The sequence below is a fragment of the Mesorhizobium sp. WSM4815 genome (assembly GCF_055811575.1).
Map to the genome: position 1 here is coordinate 436,042 of NZ_JBVVQS010000102.1, position 15,154 is coordinate 451,195.

The 15,154-nt window shown below is 63.0% G+C and carries 13 protein-coding genes; 9 read left to right on the forward strand and 4 right to left on the reverse strand.

Annotated elements, in window-relative coordinates; genetic code table 11:
• The first annotated feature begins 88 nt into the window (after positions 1–88).
• The 6 genes from AC0L2B_RS30860 to AC0L2B_RS30885 all read left to right on the forward strand — a co-directional run bounded on the left by AC0L2B_RS30860 (position 89) and on the right by AC0L2B_RS30885 (position 4,749).
• Complete coding sequence (locus AC0L2B_RS30860) at positions 89–859, forward strand: N-acyl amino acid synthase FeeM domain-containing protein (RefSeq protein WP_236473769.1); 771 nt, start codon at positions 89–91, stop codon at positions 857–859.
• Positions 860–987: 128 nt separating this feature from the next.
• Positions 988–1,137 (forward strand): DUF3096 domain-containing protein, encoded by a 150-nt coding sequence (locus AC0L2B_RS30865; RefSeq protein WP_023796799.1) that lies wholly within the window; start codon positions 988–990, stop codon positions 1,135–1,137.
• A 200-nt stretch (positions 1,138–1,337) separates the two neighbouring features.
• Positions 1,338–1,562, forward strand: a complete 225-nt coding sequence (locus tag AC0L2B_RS30870) for an aa3-type cytochrome c oxidase subunit IV (RefSeq protein ID WP_023796798.1) — start codon at positions 1,338–1,340, stop codon at positions 1,560–1,562.
• An 86-nt stretch (positions 1,563–1,648) separates the two neighbouring features.
• Positions 1,649–2,920, forward strand: coding sequence for a Re/Si-specific NAD(P)(+) transhydrogenase subunit alpha (locus tag AC0L2B_RS30875; RefSeq protein ID WP_473748056.1), 1,272 nt, complete (start codon positions 1,649–1,651; stop codon positions 2,918–2,920).
• Positions 2,920–3,345, forward strand: coding sequence for an NAD(P) transhydrogenase subunit alpha part 2 (locus tag AC0L2B_RS30880; RefSeq protein ID WP_029347614.1), 426 nt, complete (start codon positions 2,920–2,922; stop codon positions 3,343–3,345). The genes AC0L2B_RS30875 and AC0L2B_RS30880 overlap by 1 nt, the downstream gene beginning before the upstream one ends.
• Before the next feature lie 6 nt (positions 3,346–3,351).
• Entirely contained in the window at positions 3,352–4,749 is a 1,398-nt protein-coding gene (locus AC0L2B_RS30885; protein ID WP_473521352.1) for an NAD(P)(+) transhydrogenase (Re/Si-specific) subunit beta, read from the forward strand.
• A gap of 45 nt (positions 4,750–4,794) precedes the next feature.
• Here AC0L2B_RS30885 and AC0L2B_RS30890 read toward each other — a convergent pair whose 3' ends face one another.
• Both AC0L2B_RS30890 and AC0L2B_RS30895 read right to left on the reverse strand, forming a co-directional pair.
• On the reverse strand, positions 4,795–5,214 hold the full coding sequence (locus AC0L2B_RS30890; RefSeq protein ID WP_473748057.1) for a DUF1284 domain-containing protein: 420 nt from the start codon (positions 5,212–5,214) through the stop codon (positions 4,795–4,797).
• Positions 5,211–5,789 (reverse strand): biotin transporter BioY, encoded by a 579-nt coding sequence (locus AC0L2B_RS30895; RefSeq protein ID WP_473748058.1) that lies wholly within the window; start codon positions 5,787–5,789, stop codon positions 5,211–5,213. The genes AC0L2B_RS30890 and AC0L2B_RS30895 overlap by 4 nt, the downstream gene beginning before the upstream one ends.
• A 351-nt stretch (positions 5,790–6,140) precedes the next feature.
• Between AC0L2B_RS30895 and AC0L2B_RS30900 the strand changes: the two genes are divergently transcribed.
• Positions 6,141–7,640, forward strand: a complete 1,500-nt coding sequence (locus AC0L2B_RS30900) for a hypothetical protein (protein WP_473748059.1) — start codon at positions 6,141–6,143, stop codon at positions 7,638–7,640.
• Positions 7,641–7,833: 193 nt separating this feature from the next.
• Positions 7,834–9,489: a DUF4166 domain-containing protein gene (locus AC0L2B_RS30905; protein ID WP_473748060.1), complete on the forward strand. Its 1,656-nt coding sequence runs from the start codon at positions 7,834–7,836 to the stop codon at positions 9,487–9,489.
• Between the two features lie 310 nt (positions 9,490–9,799).
• Here the strand turns inward: AC0L2B_RS30905 and AC0L2B_RS30910 are convergent, their stop codons facing one another.
• A complete protein-coding gene (locus tag AC0L2B_RS30910; protein ID WP_473748061.1) occupies positions 9,800–10,714 on the reverse strand; it encodes a hypothetical protein in 915 nt (304 codons plus the stop codon).
• Positions 10,715–10,960: 246 nt separating this feature from the next.
• A complete protein-coding gene (gyrB, locus tag AC0L2B_RS30915; RefSeq protein WP_091592734.1) occupies positions 10,961–13,432 on the reverse strand; it encodes a DNA topoisomerase (ATP-hydrolyzing) subunit B in 2,472 nt (823 codons plus the stop codon).
• Positions 13,433–13,778: 346 nt separating this feature from the next.
• On the opposite strand from gyrB, the gene AC0L2B_RS30920 reads away from it, so the two are divergent.
• On the forward strand, positions 13,779–15,149 hold the full coding sequence (locus AC0L2B_RS30920) for a cytochrome P450 (protein WP_128172918.1): 1,371 nt from the start codon (positions 13,779–13,781) through the stop codon (positions 15,147–15,149).
• Positions 15,150–15,154 lie beyond the last annotated feature (5 nt).

Below are 15,154 nucleotides of genomic sequence, written 5' to 3' on the forward strand. Positions count from 1 at the left end.
GGTAAACGACTTCGATTGGATTTCCATCTTTTATGCCACGACCGCACACGATAGGTTTTCAGGGAAGATGGCAGAAGGGAATTGTATTGTGGCGGTATCCGATGGGGTTGTTCATGTGGATGACCGACCGACCGACCTCAGCGGGATGTCTTCCTTCTCGCGCAATGTTTCGACCCTTCTTGAGCGCGTGGAATACAGGCGCTGCGAAAGCGGTGAAGACATGGAGGCGATTTACCGGCTTCGCTACAAGGCTTACCGGCTGAACGGCTTTCTGCCTGAATCCAGCGACCAGATGATGATGGATGTGCTCGACGACACGCCGAACTGTTATCGCTTTGGTGTCTTCGTCGACAATTCCCTCGTGTGTACGCTCCGTCTTCATCATCTGACACCGAGCGAACCTTACGCGCCCGCAATGACCAGATTTGGCGATCTGCTTCATCCGCGGCTGCTTCGCGGCGAATCCTTCGTCAATCCGACGCTCTTGGCAGCCGACCCGGACTTCATATCGATGCATCGTGCCCTGCCTTACGTTACGTTGCGGCTAGCACTAATTGCCAGCGTCCACTTCCAGGTGACGGCCTGTCTCGGCGTGATCCGCAAGGAACACACGGCTTTCTACCAGCGGACTTTCGGTGCCGTGCAAGTGGGGCAACCGAGAGACTATCCTCCATTCACCGTTCCCGTGGTGCTCTATGACGCGAACTACGAGATCAATTTGGAGCGGGTACTCCAGCGTTTCCCATTCTTTCGGTCGACGCCGATGGAGCAGCGCATGCTGTTTGAGACACCCAGTGCCGGTGAACTCGCGCCGCTGACCATTCTGCCGACCGCCAAATACTACCGCGAAGCCGCCTGACAATTGGCAAATTGAGAGCGCGGCTGGAGCTTTCAGGCCGCTTCGGCGTTCTGGGAGGCGCGCCGGTGGTGCGCGGACGATGTCAATCTGCATCGCTTCGGCGGAAATTCTACCGAAAGGAACCCGACATGACCATTCCCACGCTCGCGCTCACTCCGTTGATCTCGCTGATTGCCGGCGTGCTGATCCTGGTGATGCCGCGACTCCTCAACTACATCGTCGCGCTCTACCTGATCGTCGTCGGCCTGCTTGGGCTGTTTCCGCAACTCGCCGGCTGAAAATGTCGGCAGGCGCGGCGCGTTAGCTGGAAAGCAAGCGCGAGGGCGGCAGCCGCGAGCGCCTCCGAAACGACATCCTGCATCTGGCGGCTCCAATTTTCTTTTGAGGCTGTTGTCTCCAGCGATGCGGCAATAGCGCCATTGCCCTCGGCCTGGCTTTTCGCTATGTGCCTGAAAGATGTCTTCGAAGGGGTATTCCTATGGCTGATCACTCGCCGACCGGTCCTGTCGAACTAGGCGCGAAGATGGACTATGCCGAGCACGACCGCACCTATGCCGGCTTTATCATGCTCGCCAAATACGGGTCGCTGTTTTGCGCCGCCGTGCTTCTGGCAATGGCTTTCGGCTTCTTTGCGGGCGGCTTCTTCTCGGGCTTTGTCCTGTTCGTTCTGATCCTCGCCGTCGGCGCTTTCATTCTCCGGTAAATTCTTCAAAACCCCCTTGCCCGCGACATCGCCGGAAGTTCGGTCGGCGTCCTGCGCAGACAGGTTCCAGCCGAAAGGATCATGCGGTGGGACAGACGGTTTTCATCCCTCGTGAGCTCGATGCGAACGAGCCGCGCGTTGCTGCCTCGCCCGACACGGTGAAGCGGCTGGCGGGGCTGGGGTTTGACGTCATCGTCGAAAGCGGCGCCGGCACGGCATCGCGCATTCCCGACGAGGAGTTCGCCAAGGCCGGCGCTGCGATCGGTAAGGCCGGCGATGTCGCCAAGGCCGATGTGGTGCTGAAGGTGCGCCGGCCTGATGAGGCGGAGCTGAAGGCCTATCGCCCGGGCAGTGCCGTCATCGCCATCATCGATCCCTATGGCAACGATGCTGCCGTCGATGCTCTGGCAAGGGCCGGCGTCACCGCCTTCTCGATGGAGTTCATGCCGCGCATCACGCGCGCCCAATCGATGGATGTCCTGTCCAGCCAGGCCAACCTCGCCGGCTATCAGGCGGTGATCGACGCGGCTGCCGAATATGACCGGGCGCTGCCGATGATGATGACGGCGGCGGGCACGGTGCCGGCGGCGAAAGCTTTCGTCATGGGCGTCGGCGTCGCCGGCCTGCAGGCGATCGCTACTGCGCGTCGTCTCGGTGCCGTGGTCACCGCCACCGACGTGCGTCCCGCCGCCAAGGAACAGGTCGCCTCGCTGGGGGCAAAGTTCCTGGCGGTCGAGGATGAGGAGTTCAAGGCGGCCGAGACGGCTGGCGGCTACGCCAAGGAAATGTCCAGGGAATACCAGGCCAAGCAGGCCGCGCTGACTGCCGAGCACATCGCCAAGCAAGACATCGTCATCACCACGGCGCTGATCCCGGGCCGTCCGGCGCCGAAGCTGGTTTCGGCCGCGATGGTCGCCTCGATGAAGCCGGGCTCGGTGATCGTCGACCTGGCGGTCGAGCGCGGCGGCAATGTCGAGGGCGCCGTGCCCGGGCAGGTGGTGACCACGGCCAACGGCGTGAAAATCGTCGGCCATCTCAACGTGCCGGGCCGCGTCGCTGCCTCCGCCTCGCTGCTCTATGCCAGGAACCTCTTTGCGTTCCTCGAGACGCTGGTCGACAAGACCACCAAGACGCTTGCCATCAACCGCGACGACGAATTGGCCAAGGCGACGATGCTGACCGATGGCGGCCAGGTCGTGCATCCGGCCTTCGCCGGCAAGCCGGCGGTGATGATCGCCTCGGCCGAGCGTGCGAAGCCCGCCGCTGCAAAAAATCCAGCCCTGCCAAAGAAAGCTGCCGCATCCAGGAAAGCTGCCGCACCCAAATCGCCCGCTAATAAGTCGAAAGGGATCGCGTGATGGACCAGACCTTGCAGAAAGCCCTCGACCAGCTCGACCAGGCTACCGCCGCCGTCCGGCTCGCTGTGCAGGATCTGGCCACAGCTCCAGGCGGCACCGATGCGGCGGGCGACGCCGCGCACGCGCTGTCCGGCGGGGCGATCGATCCGTTCGTCTTCCGCTTCGCCATTTTCGTGCTGGCGATCTTTGTCGGCTATTACGTCGTCTGGTCGGTCACGCCGGCGCTGCACACGCCGCTGATGGCCGTCACCAACGCCATTTCCTCGGTCATCGTCGTCGGCGCGCTGCTTGCCGTCGGCATCTCGGCGTCCGGCATCGCCACCGGCTTCGGTTTCGTTGCGCTGATGCTGGTCTCGGTCAATATCTTCGGCGGCTTTCTCGTCACCCAGCGCATGCTGGCGATGTACAAGAAGAAGGACAAGTAGAGCGCCATGAACGCCAACTTCGCCTCCTTCCTCTATCTGGTCTCCGGCATCCTGTTCATCCTGGCATTGCGCGGCCTGTCGCACCCGACCACCAGCCGCCAGGGCAACATGTACGGCATGATCGGCATGGGCATCGCCATTGTCACCACGCTGGCGCTGGCGACCCCTTCGGCCGGAGGCTTCGGCCTCATCGTGCTCGGTCTTTTGATCGGCGGCTCGGTCGGCGCGGTCACTGCACGGCGCATCGCCATGACCTCGATGCCGCAGCTGGTCGCCGCCTTCCATTCGCTGGTTGGGCTTGCCGCCGTCATGGTGGCGGCTGCCGCCGTCTATGCGCCGGAAAGTTTTGACATCGGCACGGTCGCCGACATCCACGCCCAGGCGCTGATCGAGATGAGCATCGGCGTCGCCATCGGCGCCATCACCTTCACCGGCTCGGTCATCGCTTTCCTCAAGCTCGACGGCCGCATGTCGGGCAAGCCGATCATGATCGGCGGCCGCCACTTCATCAACGCCGCCCTCGGCATCGGGCTGGTCGTGCTGATCGTGCTGCTCGTCACCACTGAGTCCAAGCTGGTGTTCTGGCTGATCGTGGCGGCATCGCTTGTCCTTGGCGTCCTGCTCATCATCCCGATCGGCGGCGCCGACATGCCGGTGGTCGTCTCGATGCTGAATTCCTATTCAGGCTGGGCGGCTGCGGCACTCGGCTTCACGCTCGGCAATCTGGCGCTGATCATCACCGGCGCGCTGGTCGGCTCGTCCGGCGCGATCCTGTCCTACATCATGTGCAAGGGCATGAACCGGTCGTTCATCTCGGTCATCCTCGGCGGCTTCGGCGGCGAGACGTCCGCCACTGCCGACGACGGCATCGAGCGCACGGTCAAGCAGGGTTCGGCCGACGATGCCGCCTATCTGATGATGAACGCGCAGAAGGTCGTCATCGTGCCTGGTTACGGCATGGCGGTCGCCCAAGCGCAGCACGCGCTGCGTGAGATGGCCGACAAGCTCAAGGCCAATGGCGTCGACGTGAAGTACGCCATTCATCCGGTCGCCGGCCGCATGCCCGGCCACATGAACGTGCTCCTGGCCGAAGCCAACGTGCCTTACGACGAAGTGTTCGAGCTCGAGGACATCAACTCCGAATTCGCGCAGGCCGACGTCGCCTATGTCATCGGCGCCAACGACGTCACCAACCCGTCCGCCCGCGACGACAAATCGTCGCCGATCTACGGCATGCCGATCCTCGATGTCGACAAGGCTCGCACCTGTCTGTTCGTCAAGCGCTCGCTCGGCTCCGGCTATGCCGGCATCGACAACACGCTGTTCTACAAGGACGGCACCATGATGCTGCTCGGCGACGCCAAGAAGATGACCGAAGAAATCGTCAAGGCGATGGATCACTGATCCGGGTTGGCGACCCCGACAATCGTCCCACTGCGAGCGTTGCCTTCACCGGAGTGCCACCGTTCCATAGTCTGAAGCGGCGATTGAACTGCAAAGGTCAAACCACTCGCACCCGCCGCAAGCACCCCGGGTGCGGCCCGAAGAGAACGCATCGCGCATAGTTCGCAGAAGCGAGGGATGGAGCTGAAGTTCCATGTCCTCGGCAATCGAGTACCCCAGAAGCGTACCAACACTGGCCGCCGCCTGACGGTCGCGCTCCGTCACGCTGTCGCGAAGGCAGTGCGGCTCCGCCTCACCGAGCAGGGGCGCGCAAATATCGTCAGGCCCGAAGACGATCAGCATGTGTTCGCCTGCGGAGAGCCGAGCCGCGATCGCGTCGAAATTGGCGACGAACGCAGCGCTGTAACCTTTGCCTGCGTAAGTCAGCAGGCAAAGGAGATGGTGCGGCCGCAGCCGGATGGTCATTTTTGCGCGCGTGTCATGAGCTTGAGCGTCATCGCGGCCAATGCCGACTTGAGCGCCCCGCCGATCAGGAACGGCGTGACGCCGTGGACAATTGCCTGTTCGATGCCAATGGCGATGGAAAGCCATGCTGCGCCCAGCACGAGGCAAAGCGCGTTTCCCAGGAGCATGGAGACGAACGCCAGCCAGGGGCGGTTGCCGTTCCAGCCGCGCTCCGCCAGCCATCCGGTGAGCGCGCCGACCACGGGGAAGGCAAAGAGGTATCCGGCGGTCGGGCCGACAAAGTGATGCGCACCGGCAGCGCCCCCAGATAAAACCGGCAACCCGATCGCGCCTTCGACCAACCATGCAACGATCGTGGCTGCGCCGAGTCTCCAGCCGTAGACCGCACCGATCAGGGTGACCGCAAAGGTCTGCATGGTCACGGGCACCGGAACCATAGGCACGTCGATGTAAGACGCCAGCGCCAGAAATACGGTTCCCAGGACGACCGCCCCGATCTGCCAGGACAGCGACCAGTCGCGGATGCGCGGCGCGCTTGAAGCCGCGTGGCTGGCGGAGGTGGGGTTATGAGGCATATGTGTTCTCTTTCGTACTGGCTGTGAAGCAGGCGCTATGCCTGACCTTGCGGGATTGAACGACGTGCTGCCCCGGGAGGACGGAGTAGCGGATCAGGCGGCTGTCGGCAACGGCGGCTTGCCGATGCTTCATGGCGGCGCGACAAACGGCGCCGGAAGTCACAGTCCTAAGTTTCGTGACAAAATCGCCAGCGTTGAACTCTTCAACAAATTCCTGTCGCAAAACCCTCCCGCAAAAAGTCGGCGATTTGCGACAGATATCTGCGACGCTTTTTGCACTTGCTTCGGATTCAGCTCTACGATGTGCAAGTTCTGTTCCGATGGACGGATTTGTCACCAACGGAGGCACCGGTGTCTGGCCCCCAGCCTGTCGCTTCGCCGACCAAGTCCGGCTCGCCCGCGAAGGCCAGCCTGCCGGCCCCCGGAAAGGCGCCGCGCAAGCTCAGCCAGGCCGTGGTCATCGTGCATGGCATGGGCGAACAGCGACCGATGGGCACGCTGAGGGAATTTGTTCAGGCTGTTTGGAGCCATGATCCCGCCCGCGCGCCGTTTTATGCCCAAGTCGCGGATCCGGCCAACCCAGGCGGCGAGAAGATCAACCAGAGCTGGATCACGCCCGACAGCCGGACGAACTCGCACGAGCTTCGCCGGATCACCACCCCTTATGATGTCGATGGCCGCCGCACTGATTTCTACGAGCTTTACTGGGCCGACATCACGCAAGGCACGACGCGGGGCCGGCTTGCCGCCTGGGTGACGAATCTGCTCTGGCGCAAGCCCGCCGACATTCCGCGCGACGCCCGCGGGCTCTACGTCGTTACGCTTCTGGCAGTCATAACAGTCTTGGGCGCGGCGTTCGTGCTCGCGACGTCGGCCTTGCAAGGGCATATTTCCTGGACCACGGGCATGCTCGTCACGATCCTGGCCTCGTTGGTCGTCTGGTCGGTGGACCGGTTTGGTCTTCCTTATTTCGGTGACGTGGCCGCCTACGTGCGTGCTGAAGCGGCGACGGTCGAGAAGCGCGCGCTTGTCCGCGACCGTGGCCTGAAGCTGTTGGGGCGTCTCATGATGGACGATGGCTACGACCGCATCGTGCTGGTCTCGCACAGCCTGGGGTCAATCATCGCCTATGATCTGCTGCAGATATTATGGGCCGATTTCAGGCCACGAAAGCTGGAAGCCGCCCGCGACAAGGCGAGACTGAAAGCGATCCGCGCCGTCGACAAGGCTACGCTCAAGTCAGATGGTTCTGCGTGGCCCGACAAATTGGATGATTTTTCCGGATTCCGGCGCGCCCAATGGGAGCTCTACCGCCACCTCCGCGCCGGCGACGCCGATCATCCATTGCCTTGGAAGATCAGCGATTTCGTCACGCTCGGCAGTCCGCTGACCCACAGCGAATTTCTGGTGACCTACAATCTCGCCGAATTCAGGCGCGGCATAGCTGAGCGGCTGTTCTCGGCATGTCCGCCGATCGCCGAGACGGCGGCCGGTGGAACCGTCCTCTATCAGGAAGGGCGCAGCCGTTCGGGCAAGCCGCAGCGGGCGGTGCATCATGGTGCGGTGTTTGCCGCGACGCGCTGGACCAACATCTTCGACAGGGGTAATGGCTGGCTGACCGGCGACCCGATCTCAGGACCGATGGCCGAAAATTTCGGCCCCGGCGTGGAGAACATTCAGGTCGAACTGCGCAGTTCGCTTGGCCGCATCTTCACGCACAGGCTCTACTGGTCGCTGGAGGCGACCGGCGTCGAGGTCGCGGCAGCCGCCGGCACCCCGCCGCGCTCGCCTATCGGCGTGCTGCGTGACGCCGTCGATCTCGGCCGAAAACTGGAACGACCCGAAGCATAAAGCGGATTGGCTCGCCGGAGCATGCCAATACCGCAAATATCCGGTGCGCAGTCTCACAAAAAACCGAAAGAGTTCTCAATAACCTCGATAAGTTGGTGCGATCAATGTCAAGCGGCTTTCGAAAATTGCCCTGCCGCAAACCGAAAATTGCGACGGTTCTGTCGCTGAAAAGCGGAAACGTTTGAAAGCACGCATGAGAATCCTGATCCTGGGCGGATACGGCGTTTTCGGCGGGCGCCTGGTGGAGCTCCTATCCGACATACCGGAGATTGAACTCATCATCTGCGGCCGCGACTTCTCTCGTGCCGAGGCGTTCTGCGCGCGTTACAGAGGGCAGGCCCGGGTTCGGCCGCTTGCGCTTGATCGCGTAGAAATTGTGGCCGGCCTGCGCGCGCAACGGCCCAATCTGGTCGTCGACGCGTCCGGGCCGTTCCAAGATTATGGGACCAATCGCTATCGTGTGATTTCGGCCTGCATCGACGCTGGCATCGACTATCTCGACTTTGCCGACGCCGCCGACTTTGTGTTCGGCGTGCCTCAGTTCGACGCGCAAGCAAAGGACGCAGGCATATTCATTCTATCGGGCATCAGCAGCTTTCCTGTGCTGACCGCCGCCGTCCTGCGCGAGATGGCGAAGACGATGGACATCGTCTCTGTGAAAGGCGGCATCGCCCCTTCGCCCTATGCCGGAATCGGCCTCAACGTCATGCGTGCGGTGGTGGGCTATGCCGGCGCCCCGGTGAAGCTGCGACGACATGGGGTGCAATCGCATGGCATCGGTCTGGCTGAAAGCATGCGCTTCACCATCGCGGTGCCGGGCCGGCTGCCGCTCCGGAACATCCGTTTCTCGCTGGTGGACGTGCCGGGCTTGCAGGTCATTCCGCCCGAGCATCCCTCAATGACCGATATCTGGATGGGAGCCGGGCCAGTCCCGGAAATCTTGCACCGGACACTCAACCTCCTGGCGAAGGCGCGCGCGAGGCTCAGGCTCTCGTCGCTGGAACCTTTCTCGCGTCTCTTCTACGCGGTGCTCAACCGAATGCGTTTTGGCGAGCATCGCGGCGGTATGATCGTCAGCGCGTACGGCACCACGGATGGGCAGGACGCCGAACGGAGCTGGCATCTTTTGGCCGAAGGGGATGACGGGCCATACATCCCATCGATGGCCATCGAAGCGATCATCCGTAAATTGCTGACGGGCACTCGTCCGGAGGCCGGAGCACGGTCCGGGGTCCGCGCCCTTGAGCTTGCCGACTATGAGGCGCTGTTCCAAAGCCGGAAGATATTCACCGGGTTTCGGGGACACGAGAATGTTGCGCCCCTGTACTGCGGGATTCTCGGATCCGCCTTCTCCTCACTTGCTCCGCGACTTCAGGATCTGCATGGCAGCACCGCCACCCGCCAATGGACGGGCTTCGCCGAGGTACGACGCGGTCGCCGCCCGGCGGCCGCGTTCGTGGCGGCGCTTGTCGGCTTCCCGAAAGCTGCGCCACGGGTGCCGGTCACGGTGACATTTTCGCCCGAGAACGGCTCTGAACACTGGATGCGTAGTTTCGACGGCAAGTGTTTTTCTTCGATTCAGTCGGCCGGCACTGGGAGGGACCAGCATCTTCTGATGGAACGGTTTGGGATCGCGTCCTTCGCGTTGGCTCTGGTGGTGGACGGCGATCGTCTGACCCTGATTCCGAGACGATGGTCGCTGCTGGGTATTCCAATGCCCGGCTTCCTCCTTCCCAAAGGCTCGAGCTTCGAAACGGAACGGGACGGGCAATTCTGCTTCGATGTGGAAATTTCGATGCCGCTGATCGGCCTGATCGTGGCGTATCGGGGGACGCTCAGCCCAACCTGAATAGGTTGAGCCAAAGACAGGTAACGGTAACGGTGTGCCACCCGCACCTGGGCAAAAAATCCTGGATTCGGTGTGGAGGACCAGCAGCCTGCCGCCGGCACCCCGCCGCGCTCGCATATCGAGGCGCTGCGTGACGCCGTCGATCTCGGCCGCAAACTGGAGCCAAGCCAGCCGGCACCGACGACTTCTGCCGGAAGATAGGGCACGCTCGTTTGGGCGAATCAGCGCGCAGTTCATGGCGATGACGTCGTCAAAACAACCGGTCGATGCCGGGGAAAGTCTCGGCGTCGATAGAACCCTCAAGCACCGATCAACGGTCGGTCAGGAAGACCGCCTCCTCGTCGTCGCGCTGCCTGCCCCCAAGTGCTGCCGCGGCGCTTGCGATGAAAGCGCCGACGACCAGGGACAGAGCGCCAAGCAGCGCGAAGGTGGCACCGGCTTTCCTGGCGGTATCGGCAGCCTGCTGGGCCTGGACCTTCGCCTCTTCGACCCTGGCAAGCACGGCATCGACACGGGCCCTGGCATCGGGTTCCGACAGCCCGGTGCGGGCGGCTACCAACTGCGACAGATAGGTCTTGTCGTCGGCTGACACTTCCCCTGCTGCGCTCGCGATCAAAATGCGCGAGGCCTGCGCCGTCGCCGCCGCATCGCTCTCCGGGTTGGCGGCAGCAAGCCTGGCCGCATCGGCCGGGCGGAACAACGCATCGACGAAGTACGACGTTGCGTTGTCGGTCGCGGCGCCTCCGGCGTTTGCGGTAGCACCTGCCGAAGCGCCCATTGCCGCGCCCGACGCGACTGTCGAAGCGGCGTGGACGCCGGTTCCGACAGCTGCGGAGAGCGCCGAGCCGAGCACACCGGCGACGAGCAACGTTGCAAGCGCCCAGGCGAGGAAGCCGTGTGCGGTATCGCGGAAAAAGACCTCATCGGTGTGGACGCCGACCCATTTGGTGCGTAGGCGCCCGGCAAGATAACCGCCTACGGCCGACGACAGCCACTGCACGATGATCAGCCACGCAGCCGTGGAGGCCGCGAAAGTTGTGACTGAGGTGCTCAAGCCGGACCACGGCGAAACCATCGTCAGCCCGAGCCCGGAGCCGAGCAGCATCAGGATCAATGTTAGCGTCGAGGCAGCAAAGGCGCCGGCCACGATTGGCCCCCAGCTGACAGCGGTAGAAGAGGATTCCGTCGGTGCGGAAACGTCGACAGCCGTTAGGGTGGACTGCATGTCAGCCCCCTAACGTGCGAAAAGCATGATGAGAATAATGATCGGAATCGGGACTCCGAGAAGCCAGAGCAAAATGCCACGTCCCATGAGTGCCTCCTGCGGCGATTGTGATCGATTACAATGCCTTGGATGCTCTTCCGTTCCGACCGGCCCTCATGATCCTTTTGTTGCGACGCAGCAGGGATCGTTGTTGGGCCTAGGCCTACCAATGCCTCAAGTGTCCGAAGCTGAGCAGCTGCTTGGGCTTTAAATGTCCAGGTTGGCGACCGACAGCGCGTTTTCCTGGATGAACTCGCGCCTGGGCTCGACCTCGTCGCCCATCAGCCGCGAAAACAGCGAGTCGGCGTCAGTTGCGTCATTGACCTTGACCTGCAAGAGCGAGCGCACATTCGGGTCGAGCGTGGTCTCCCAGAGCTGCTCGGCGTTCATTTCGCCGAGGCCCTTGTAGCGCTGCATGGTCAGGCCCTTGCGGCCGGTGGCAAACACGGCATTGAGCAGCGCCAGCGGTCCCGAGATGGTTTCGGACACATCCTTGCGGCGCAGCACCGGCGGCTCGCCATAGACTTCTGCTAGGCGCGGCGCATAGCGGTCGAGTTGGCGGGCGTCGGCCGAATTGATCAGCGCGAGATCGAGATGCGCGAACTCCTTGACGCTGCGCACCGTGCGCTCGAACACATAACCGCCGACCCCTTCGTTTGAGGTCGACATGCGGCCGGTCCAGCCGCGTTCGGTGTCCTCGGCGATGATGTCGAGGCGCCGGGCGACACGCTCGGCCATGGCGTTGGCCCGGCCGAGATCGACGAAGACGTCCGGATTGAGCGCGCCGGCGATCGCCGCCTGCTCGACCACGCCCCTGTTATAGCGGGTGTGCAATCCGTTGATGAGCTGACGCACCGCCAGCGCATCGTCGATGGCGCTGCGCAGGTCCTGCCCGGCCCGCACCTCGCCGGTGCTGAGCGCAAGCGACGCCTCTTCCAGCCCTGAGCCGATCAGGAATTCCTCGAAGGCGCTTTCGTCCTTGATGTACTGCGAGCTCTTGCCGCGGGTCACTTTGTAGAGCGGCGGCTGGGCGATGTAGAGATGCCCGCGCTCGATCAGCTCCGGCATCTGCCGGAAGAAGAAGGTCAGCAGCAAGGTGCGGATGTGGGCGCCGTCGACGTCGGCGTCGGTCATCAGGATGATCTTGTGATAGCGCAATTTGTCTGCGTTGAACTCGTCCTTGCCGATCGAGGTGCCGAGCGCGGTGATCAGCGTGCCGATCATGTCGGAGCCGAGCATACGGTCGAATCGGGCCCGCTCGACGTTGAGGATCTTGCCGCGCAGCGGAAGAATGGCCTGGTTCTGGCGCGAACGGCCGCCCTTGGCCGAGCCGCCGGCGCTGTCGCCCTCGACGATGAAGATTTCGGACTTCGCCGGGTCGCGTTCCTGGCAGTCGGCCAGCTTGCCGGGCAGCGAAGTGACGCCGAGCGAGCTCTTGCGGGTGATGTCGCGCGCCTTGCGCGCGGCTTCGCGCGCCGCTGCCGCCTGGATGACCTTCTCGATGACCACCTTGCCCTCGGTCGGGTGCTCTTCGAGCCAGGTGCCGAGCGCCTCGTTGACGAGCCCTTCCACCACCGGACGGACTTCGGACGAGACCAGCTTGTCCTTGGTCTGCGAGGAGAATTTCGGGTCGGGAACCTTGACCGACAGCACAGCCGTCAGTCCTTCGCGGCAATCGTCGCCGATCAGCGCCACCTTCTCCTTTTTGGTGAGGCCCGTGGATTCGCCATAGCCGGTAATCTGGCGCGTCAGCGCGCCGCGGAAACCGGCAAGATGCGTTCCGCCGTCGCGCTGCGGAATGTTGTTGGTGAAGGCCAGCACGTTCTCGTGGTAGCTGTCGTTCCACCACATGGCGACTTCGACGGTGATACCGTCGCGCTCGGCCTTGATAGCAATCGGCTTGTCGATCAGCGGCTTCTTGACGCGGTCGAGATATCTGACGAACTCCTCGAGCCCGCCATCATAATGCAGCTCATGGCGCACGACGTCGGCATGACGGGCATCGGTCAAAATGATGCGCACGCCGGAATTCAGGAAGGCGAGTTCGCGCAGCCGGTGCTCCAGCGTGCCGAAGTCGAACTCGACCATGGTGAAGGTCTCGGTCGACGGAAAGAAAGTGATCTCGCTGCCGCTGCGCCCCTCATAGGTGCCGGCAACCTTGCGCTGCTCATAGCTGCCGGTGACCCTCAGCGGTCCGTCGGCATTGCCATGCGAGAAGCTCATCTCGTAGATCTGGCCGTTGCGGCGGATTTTCAGCTTCAGCCAAGCCGACAGCGCGTTGACGACGGAGACGCCGACGCCGTGGAGGCCACCAGACACCTTGTAGGAGTTCTGGTCGAACTTGCCGCCGGCATGCAGCTGCGTCATGATCACTTCGGCCGCCGAAATGCCTTCGCCGGTGTGGATATCGGTCGGAATGCCGCGGCCGTTGTCGATGACCGTCACCGAACCGTCGGGATTGAGCGTCACCGTGACGAGGTCGGCATGGCCGGCCAGCGCCTCGTCGATAGCGTTGTCGACGACCTCATAGACCATGTGATGCAGGCCCGAGCCGTCGTCGGTATCGCCGATATACATGCCGGGCCGCTTGCGGACGGCGTCCAAGCCCTTCAAAACCTTGATGGAATCGGCGCCGTACTCGGCCTCAGCGCCGTTGGCGTTGTCGATCTGATCGCTCATGAAAACCTGTCTGATTGATGCCGCACATCCAGCGCAAAAAATCGGCTCCGAATCGCGCGTCCTTGATGGCCCAGATATAGGTGCAAAAGGCGGTTTTTCCAAGGTTTGCAAGCATTTCCGAATGGAAGAAGAGCACGCCTGGCGGGCCACGGCATCGGACCCAAAAGTGGAACCGGTTTTGGGAACAGAGCGGCCGCACAAAAGCGGGCCGACCTGTTCCCGACGATCATCTACTCTCCTGTGCCCCGGTGACATTTCCGGAGAGCGGGCGCTTCGCCCTTGCCGTTCAGCAACATGGACGCTTGGCTTGCCAGCCACTACATTGAGGTCACCAGCGGAGCACGCCATGGACAGTCAGCCCGCCCCCTTTGTCCCGCCGGCGCCGAAGCCGCGCACGTCGCCGCCTTCGACGCTGGAGATGATCCGCATCGTCTATCGCAATCCGCTCGAACTGTGGGGCGAGCCGACCTACAACCAGCCTTGGATTTCGGTGACCGGCATCGGCGGGCCGCTGGTCATCGCCAACGATCCCGGCCTCATTCGCCACGTGCTGGTCGACAATGCCAAAAACTACAAGATGGCGACGGTGCGCCAGATGATCCTGCGGCCGATCCTGCGCGACGGCCTGCTGACCGCCGAGGGTGAGGTCTGGCGGCGTTCACGCAAGGCGATGGCGCCGGTGTTTACGCCGCGCCACATCTTCGGTTTTGCCGAGCCGATGCTGAGGCGTACGCGGGAGTTCGTCACCCGCTACGAGGGCGGCGGCACGTCAGACATCGCCCACGACATGACGCTGCTTACCTTTGACATCCTGGCCGAGACGCTGTTTTCCGGTGAGATATCGGGTGAGCCGGGCAGCTTCGCCAAGGAGATCGACCGGCTGTTCGAAACCATGGGCCGCGTCGATCCGCTCGACCTGTTGCGGGCGCCAGACTGGCTGCCGCGCCTGACCCGCATCCGCGGCCGCAAAACCATGGCCTACTTCCGCAAGATCGTCACCGACACCGTCAAGATGCGCGAAGAGCGGGTCAAGCACGATCCGGACAAGGTGCCGCAGGATTTCCTCACGCTTTTGCTCAAGGCGGAGGGACCGGACGGGCTGACGCGCGCCGAGGTCGAGGACAACATCATCACCTTCATCGGCGCCGGTCACGAGACCACGGCGCGTGCGCTCGGCTGGACGCTCTATTGCCTGGCCGAAGCGCCTTGGGAGCGCGAAAAGGTCGAGCGCGAGATCGACGCCGTGCTGGCGCGCGAGCCCGACCCGACAAAGTGGCTCGACGCCATGCCGTTCACCCGCGCCGCCTTCGACGAGGCGCTCAGGCTCTATCCGCCGGCGCCGTCGATCAACCGCGAGCCGATCGAGCCCGAAACCTGGAACGGCCTCTACATACCGAGGCGTGCCGCGGTGCTGGTCATGCCCTGGGTCGTCCACCGCCATCGCAAGTTGTGGGACAGGCCCGACGCCTTCATGCCCGAACGTTTCCATCCGGGAAATCGCGAGAAGATCGACCGTTTTCAGTATTTGCCGTTCGGCGCCGGTCCTCGCGTCTGCATCGGCGCCAGCTTTGCCATGCAGGAGGCGATCATCGCTCTGGCGATCATGCTGTCGCGCTTCCGCTTTGATACCACTGCCGAAACCAAACCGTGGCCGGTGCAGAAACTGACGACGCAACCACAGGGCGGCTTGCCGATGCAGGTCACGCGCCGCCTTTGAGCCGC